At 73.4% G+C, this 6,002-nt stretch carries 3 protein-coding genes; all 3 read left to right on the top strand.

The window, feature by feature from the left end; translation table 11 throughout:
* Positions 1 to 52 precede the first annotated feature (52 nt).
* From ACWDVW_RS06030 to ACWDVW_RS06040, 3 genes are read left to right on the top strand one after another with little or no spacing between them, the layout of a single operon-like run.
* Positions 53 to 1,693, top strand: a complete 1,641-nt coding sequence (locus ACWDVW_RS06030) for a S8 family serine peptidase (protein ID WP_449945403.1) — start codon at positions 53 to 55, stop codon at positions 1,691 to 1,693.
* Between the two features lie 7 nt (positions 1,694 to 1,700).
* Positions 1,701 to 4,442, top strand: a complete 2,742-nt coding sequence (locus ACWDVW_RS06035; protein ID WP_449945405.1) for a right-handed parallel beta-helix repeat-containing protein — start codon at positions 1,701 to 1,703, stop codon at positions 4,440 to 4,442.
* A gap of 25 nt (positions 4,443 to 4,467) precedes the next feature.
* Positions 4,468 to 5,847, top strand: coding sequence for an EsaB/YukD family protein (locus ACWDVW_RS06040; RefSeq protein ID WP_449945406.1), 1,380 nt, complete (start codon positions 4,468 to 4,470; stop codon positions 5,845 to 5,847).
* The last annotated feature ends 155 nt before the right edge of the window (positions 5,848 to 6,002 follow it).

Raw genomic sequence — 6,002 nt, forward strand, 5'->3', positions numbered from 1 at the left:
AACTCCCGACGCGACGGCTGAACGTCGCGACGAGCGGGACCGTCGTGGAGTCGTGAGTCCGCACCGGGACGGGCACGACGAGGGGGCGAGGGAGATGTTGGTCAGCCGGTACCCGTCACGGGTGGGACGGTACGTGGTGGTGGTGCTCGGCGTACTGCTGGCCGCGCTGCCCGTCCTCCCGGCCCGCGCCCAGGCGGCACCGTACGTCAAGTACTACACGGTGGAGTCCGCGTACGCGGGCAAGCCGGAGGGCCTGCGCGACATCGCCGAGCGTTTCCTCGGCGCCCGGGACCGGGCCGAGGAGATCTTCAACCTGAACGTCGGCCGGGCCCAGCCGGGCGGCGGCGCCCTCACCGACCCGAGTCAACTGCGCGCCGGCTGGCACCTCGTGCTGCCGTGGGACGCGGTCGGTAACGGGGTCGAACGCGGCTCGCTGCCGTCCCCGACGTCGCCGACCCCCCGTCCATCGTCGCCCGGGGCGTCCGCCGCACCACCTGCGGCCAACCCGCTGCCCCGACCCTCCATCCCCAGTCTGAGCCCCACCCCGAGTCCGAGCGGCACCAAGAAGCCCGGCTCGGGAGGTGCCAAGTGCGGCACCGCGGCGCGCGGCGACAAGGGAAGCGCCGACTGGGCGGAGCGGCGCATGTCACCGGAGCGGGCGTGGTCCCGTAGCCGGGGCGAGGGTCAGATGATCGCGATCGTCGACTCCGGTGTGGACGGCAGCCTGTCCGAGCTGCGCGGCCGGGTCACCCAGGGCATGGACGTGGTGGCCGGCAGCGGCCGGGGCGACGTCGACTGCCTCGGCACCGGCACCGCGATGGCCGGTATCGCCATCGCGCAGTCCGGCTCCAAGGGCAAGGTGACGGGAGTGGCTCCGGAGGCGACCGTGATGCCGGTCCGGGTGGTCACCACCAAGGCCGAGGCGCAGCCGGCGGACCAGGCGGCCGGTATCGAGGTGGCGGTGGCCGCCGGTGCCACCGTGATCGCGCTCGGATCGTACGTGGACCCGAACGTCCCGGCGGTCGCCGAGGCGATCGCCACCGCCGTCAAGCACGACATCGTGGTGGTCTCCGCCGCCGACCTGGAGTCGAGCGACCCGGAGTCGGGGCTGCCGAACCAGGGCATGTTGCGGGTCGGCGGGATCGGCGGCGACGGCAAGATGGCGGCCAGTTACCGCGCCGGTGGGGTGGACGTGGTCGCGCCCGGCGTGGACGTGGCCAGTCTCGGCATCGGCGGTGCGGGTGACTTCGTCGGCAGCGGCACCCAGTACGCGGTGGCCTACGCGGCCGGCCAGGCCGCCCTGGTGCGGTCCGCGTACCCGAATCTGTCGGCCGGTCAGGTGACCGAACGGATCCGGAACACGGCCAGCCGGACCGCCGACACCCCGGAGGACCCCGCCTCCTACGGCGACGGCGTCATAGACCCGTTCACCTCGGTCAACGCGGCGCTGGAGAACGACGGCGGGGCGGCCGCGCCGAACGGCCCGCCCGCCGGAGACAGCGGATCGTCGACCAGCGGCGGCCAGGTACTCATCTTCGTACTCATCGGGTTGGTGCTGGTGGCCGTGACGGTCCTGTCGGTGTTCCGGCTGCGTACCGTGCTCCGCTCCGACGACCGCAAGGATTCCGAACCGGAGTTCGACCCGCCCGCGAACCGTCCGACCGACCACTCCGATGCACAGCGGTTGAGGTGATCGCCCAGTGACGGGGCAGCCCGCGGTCTCCGCCCCGGCCAGCGCGCCGTCCGGCCGGATCGAACGGGTCTCCACCCGCCCCTGGAGTCGGCACCGCACCATCTCCTCGGCGATCCGGGCGGCCCGCGACGGCGGGGTGGTCTCGGTGGTGGCCGGCGTGTACCGCGAGTCGTTGACCGTCGACAAGTCGGTGACGCTGGTGGCCGAGAACGACGGCGGCGCGGTCGAACTGGTCGCGCCGCACGGTCCGGCGCTCGCCGTACGGTCCGGGTCGGCCACGGTCCGTGGGTTCGTGCTGAGCGGCACCGGTGCCGTGGTGGTCGCCGCCACCGGTCGGCTCGCGTTGGAGTCGACCACGGTCACCGGGGGTGCGGTCCAGGTCAGCGGCGATGCGTCAGCGACGCTGCGGGACTGCGCCATCCTGCGTACCGGGGCGGCTCCCGGGCTCATCGTCGCCGACCAGGCGACGGTGGAGGGCTCGTCGGTCGAGGTGACGGAGACCGGGGGCGCCGCGGTCGAGGCCGCCGGCAGCGCCCAGGTCACCCTGGCCGACAGCCGGATGGGCGGCGTCGGAGGTGGCGCGCTGGTGGCCGAGAACGCCACGCTGACGCTCACCCGGTGCGAGATCGGGCCCAGCGGCGGCGTGGGCGTCGAGGTCAGCGGCGGCGCCCAGGCCCGGCTGACCGACTGCCAACTGCACGACCTGGCCGCCGAGGGCATCCGGATCAGCGGCAGCGCGACCTTCGGGCCGGACTGGTGGCCGCCGCTGCGGCCCGAACACGCCGGAACCCCGGGCGCGGGGGAGACCGGTGAGACCGGCGGGGTGCTCGTCCGGCGGTGCACGATCAGCCGCGCGGCCTCCGCCGGGGTGCTCCTCGCCGGGTACGGCCACCTGCATCTGGACGAGTCGACCGTGGACGCCGCGCGGGGTCCGGGCGTGCTGGCCGGTGGCGACAGCCGGCTCTCGATGGCCGGCAGTCGGATCAACCAGTCCGGTCAGACCGCGCTCGCCGTCCGGGAACGCGCCGAGGTGCGCCTCACCGGCAGTGCCTTCGCTGACTCGGCCGCCAACGGGCTCTACGCCGCCGACGACGGGCGGATCCTGATGCACGGCTGCGAGGTGCGGCGTTCCGAGTACAGCGCGGTGCACCTCACCGGCACGGCCAGTGCCGCGTTGGCCGAGTGCACCATCGCGGACACCCCCGAGTTCGGGGTACGCGCCTCCGACCGTGCCCTGCTGCGGATGGAGGGCGGCACCATCACCGGCGCCGGTCTCGGCGGGGTGCAGATCGACGGCGGGGCCGACGCCGAGTTGCGCGGGTTGACCGTCAGCGACTCTCGGGCCGGCGTACGCGTGGACACCCCGCACCGGCCGCTGCTGACCGACTGCGAGGTCCGCGACGTCGAGCAGACCGGCATCGAGGTCGCCCCGCACGCCGCGCTGCTGGCCCGGCGCTGCCGGATCGCCTCCTGCGGCGCGGCCGGGGTGCTCGTCGACGCGTACGCCACGCCGACGCTCGAAGAGTGCGAGATCACCGACATCGGCGGCAGCGGGCTGGTGCTCTGGGAGGGCGCCGCGCCGATGATCCGCAGCCTGACCGTGCGGGAGTGTCGCAAGAACGGCGTGTACGTCGGCGACGGCGCGCACGGCAGCCTGACCGACTGTGACATCTCCCGGACCGACTACCCGGCGGTGCACGTCGGCGTCGACGCCGATCCGGCGTTGCTGCGCTGCCACGTGCACGACGCGGCGGCCGACGTCGACCAGACCGACCAGGGGCGGGCGACCTTCGAGGAGTGCTGGAGCACCGACGTCGCCGAGGCGACCCTGCCGACCGAGCCGGTCGCCGCCCGCGCGGTGCCGGCCGGTCCCGGTCCGCGCCGCCCCGCCGCCGCGCCCCGAGCCGGTGCCACGAGCAAGGTGCCGGAGTTGGCCGACCTGCTCGGCCAGCTCGACGATCTGGTCGGGATGGCCCGGGTCAAGCGGGACGTGGGCACCATGGTCAAGCTGGTGCAGACCGTCAAGCGCCGTCGGGAGGCCGGTCTCGCGCCGCCGCCGATGTCCCGACACCTGGTCTTCGCCGGCAACCCCGGCACCGGCAAGACCACCGTGGCCCGGCTCTACGGGCAGTTGCTGGCCGCGCTGGGCATGCTCGAACGCGGACACCTGATCGAGGTGGACCGGGGCACGCTGGTCGGCGAGTACGTGGGCCACACCGCGCCGAAGACCCAGGCGGCCTTCCGCAAGGCTCTCGGCGGGGTGCTCTTCATCGACGAGGCGTACGCCCTGGTGCCGACCGGCGGTGGCACCGACTTCGGCCAGGAGGCGATCTCGACGCTGGTGAAGCTGATGGAGGACCACCGCGACGAGGTGGTGGTGATCGTCGCCGGATACCCGGACGAGATGCGGCAGTTCGTCGCGGCCAACCCGGGCCTCTCCTCCCGCTTCTCCCGCACGCTGACCTTCGCGGACTACTCGTCCGTGGAGCTGGTCCAGATCGTCGAGAAGCAGGCGAGCCGGCACCAGTACCACGTCGCGGAGGGCGGCCGCGCCGCGCTGCTGACCTACTTCGACGGCATCCATCGGGGCGAGGGCTTCGGCAACGGCCGGTTCGCCCGCAAGGTCTTCCAGATGATGACCGAGCGGCACGCCGCCCGGATCGCCGAGATGGACGCGCCCAGCACCGCCGAGCTGAGCACGCTGGAGGCCGACGACCTGCACGTCGACGACCTGGAGGTGGCCGGATGACACGGCTCGGGTGCAGGGAGGACCGATGAGCGGCGAACGGAGCCGGATCACGGTGGTCGGCACCCGCCGCCGACTGGACGTGTCGGTGCCCTCCGGGGCGCCGGTCGGCGAGTACTCCGCCCGCCTGGCCGAGATGTGCGGCCAGGACCGGGCCGACGTGCTCCCGCCGGCCTGGTCCCTGGCCCCGGCCGGTCACCCGCCACTGCCGCTGGACGCCACCCTGCTCGACGTCGGCGTGGTCGACGGCCAGGTGCTGTATCTCCGCGACGCGGCCCAGGAGCCGAACGACGCGCCGCTGGTGGAGGAGATCGAGGAACTCGTCGCCGACGAGACCCACCGGCATCGCCAGCAGCGGCTCCGGGGCGGGACGATCGTCCTCAGCCTGGGTCTGTTGTGGACGACGGTGGCCGCGATCACGGCGGGACTCCGGTTCGAGGGGGGTGCCGGCAGCGCCGCCGGGCTCGTCCTGGCCGGATTGGGGCTGCTCGCCGGAGCGTGGAGCCTCACCCAGCACCGCGAGGTGGTGCCGGACTGGCTGCGGATGGCGGTCGCGTTGACCTCGGTGCCGTGCCTGGCGGCGGCCGGCATGCTGGTGACCCGGGTGCTGGGCGTGTCGGCGTACCGCTGGGACGGCGCGGTGTTCGGCGCCTGCCTGGCCGCGCTGATGGCGCTGGTGGTCATCCCGACGGCGGCGTTGGTCGTGGTGCAGTTGCACCTGACCGTCGGCCTGGCGCTGGTGTCCCTTATCCGGGCGCTGGACACCGACCGCGCCGGTGCCGCCGCAGTGGTCACCGTGACGGCGATGGGAATCATCGCGGTGGCCCGGCGGATCGCCGCCACCGTGGCGTCCTGGGGACAACGCCGACCACCGGACCAGTCGGCCGCGTTGCCGGTCACGGTCGGCCTGGTCGACCGTTCGCACCGCCTGCTCTCGGTCGTGCTGATCGGTCCGGCGCTCGCACTGGCCGCCGCGCTTCCGGTGCTGGCCTGGAACGGCGGTGGATGGGCGGTCGCGTTGACCGCCGTGGCGAGCATCGCACTGATGGCCCGCTGTCGTCTGGTGGCGTTCTCCGCCGAACTGCTCCTGCTCGGCATCGCGGCGCTCGTCGGCTGCTTCAGCTTGATCGTCGCGGTGGTGAAGATGCTTGGCGCGGGTCCCGGCGGAACGATGGTCGTGCTGGTGCTGGCCGGGCTCGGCGTCGCCGGAGCCGGGGTGGCGCTGAGCCTGCTGCGTCCCTCGTCCCCCGAGCCGCCGAGGGACGGGCCGATGGTGCACCCCTCGGCACGTCGCCGCAGCCGGGCCGAGGTGTTCGGGGTGATCACCAGTCTGCTCATGGTCCCGTTGGCGCTGGGCGTACTCGGCGCCTTCCGGCACATGGTCGAGGTGGGTCGCAACATCTTCTGACCCCCGTGGGGACGAGACCACGGCCCGAATGGGGACTTTCGGGCATCCCAGTGCGGGGTGTCATGGTGAACGACGGGCGTGGCGCGGTGGCGGCGACCCGCATGAAGTCGCGACAAGGCGAGGTATCAGGTGTCCGGCGGCGACGGTTGCAAGGA

It is taken from the genome of Micromonospora sp. NPDC003241 (genome assembly GCF_053589795.1).